This window comes from Bariatricus sp. HCP28S3_D3, assembly GCF_052065755.1.
GTDB lineage: Bacteria > Bacillota > Clostridia > Lachnospirales > Lachnospiraceae > Allocoprococcus.
In genome coordinates, this window is record NZ_JBQHTK010000072.1 from 1 (window position 1) to 2,148 (window position 2,148).

The 2,148-nt window shown below is 51.2% G+C and carries 1 rRNA gene; it reads right to left on the reverse strand.

The features are described from left to right. A 23S ribosomal RNA gene (locus ACTNB3_RS17700) occupies positions 1-2,146 on the reverse strand; the annotation flags it as partial. Between the last annotated feature and the right edge of the window lie 2 nt (positions 2,147-2,148).

Genomic DNA, 2,148 nt, shown 5'->3' on the forward strand with positions numbered 1-2,148 from the left:
TGGCTACTGGCGTAACCACTTCTTAGCCTCCCACCTATCCTGTACATACAATACCGAATCCCAGTATCAAGCTGGAGTAAAGCTCCATGGGGTCTTTCCGTCCTGGCGCGGGTAACCAGCATCTTCACTGGTACTTCAATTTCACCGGGTGCATTGTCGAGACAGTGCCCAAATCATTACGCCTTTCGTGCGGGTCGGAACTTACCCGACAAGGAATTTCGCTACCTTAGGACCGTTATAGTTACGGCCGCCGTTTACTGGGGCTTAAGTTCAAAGCTTCGCGTTTCCGCTAACCTCTCCCCTTAACCTTCCAGCACCGGGCAGGCGTCAGCCCATATACCTCACCTTTCGGTTTTGCATAGACCTGTGTTTTTGCTAAACAGTTGCTTGGGCCAATTCTCTGCGGCCAGCTCTCACTGGCACTCCTTCTCCCGAAGTTACGGAGTCATTTTGCCGAGTTCCTTAACAATGCTTCTCCCGTCGGCCTTAGGATTCTCTCCTCACCTACCTGTGTCGGTTTACGGTACGGGTACAGTACAAACAATAGCGGCTTTTCTTGGCAGCTGGCTCACACTCTTCCTTACTTTAGTTCAGTCCGCATCACGTCTTCGGATTGATGAGCGGATTTGCCAACTCATCTCCTACCTCGCTTGCTCCGGGATCCCATTCCCGGTCGTGCTCTCCTTCTGCGTCCCCACAGTTCTGTTATACTGCAGTACAGGAATCTCAACCTGTTGTCCATCGGCTACGTCTTTCGACCTCGCCTTAGGTCCCGACTTACCCAGAGCAGATCAGCTTTACTCTGGAAACCTTGGGTATTCGGCCGGAAGGATTCTCACCTTCCTCTCGCTACTCATTCCGGCATTCTCTCTTCAATACACTCCACAGCTCCTTTCGGTACTGCTTCTTCGCGTATTCAATGCTCCTCTACCAATCTACTTTGTAGATTCCTGAGCTTCGGTAGTGTGTTTCAGCCCCGGACATTTTCGGCGCAGGACCTCTCGACCAGTGAGCTATTACGCACTCTTTTAATGTATGGCTGCTTCTAAGCCAACATCCTGGTTGTCTTTGAAATCCCACATCCTTTTCCACTTAACACACATTTTGGGACCTTAGCTGCAGGTCTGGGCTCTTTCCCTTTTGACTGCCCAACTTATCTCGTGCAGTCTGACTCCCGTGAATCATCTGGCTGGCATTCGGAGTTTGATATCGCTTGGTAAGCTTTGACGCCCCCGCACAAATTCAGTGCTCTACCTCCAGCAGACTCTCACGAGGCTAGCCCTAAAGCTATTTCGAGGAGAACCAGCTATCTCCGGGTTCGATTGGAATTTCTCCCCTATCCACACCTCATCCCCACCCTTTTCAACGGATGTGGGTTCGGCCCTCCATTGCCTTTTACGGCAACTTCAGCCTGGACATGGATAGATCACCCGGTTTCGGGTCTACTCCATCTGACTTCCCGCCCTATTAAGACTTGTTTTCACTTCGGCTCCGGACCTTCAGTCCTTAACCTTGCCAGATGGCGTAACTCGCCGGACCGTTCTACAAAAAGTACGCGGTTGAACATATAAAGTTCTTCCACAGCTTGTAAACACAGGGTTTCAGGTTCTCTTTCACTCCCCTCCCGGGGTCCTTTTCACCTTTCCTTCACAGTACTATGCGCTATCGGTCACTAAGGAGTATTTAGCCTTACGGGGTGGTCCCCGCTCGTTCCCACAAGGTTTCTCGTGTCTCGTGGTACTCTGGATCCTGCCATGCTGACTTGTCTTTCGCTTACGGGGCTTTCACCCTCTCTGGCTGGCTTTCCCAAAACCATTCTGCTAAACTTGTCAGATCATTTCTGCAGTCCGAACCCCGGAATGCACGCATTCCGGTTTGGGCTCTTTCCATTTCGCTCGCCGCTACTTTGGAAATCACGGTTGTTTTCTCTTCCTCCGGCTACTTAGATGTTTCAGTTCACCGGGTTCCCCTCCATACGTTATGGATTGGCGTATGGATACTGGAGGTCTGCTCCAGTGGGTTTCCCCATTCAGATATCTCCGGATCGTCGGATATTTGCTCCTCCCCGAAGCTTTTCGCAGCTTATCACGTCTTTCATCGGCTCTTAGTGCCAAGGCATCCACCCTGCGCTCTTTCTAGCATAACCAA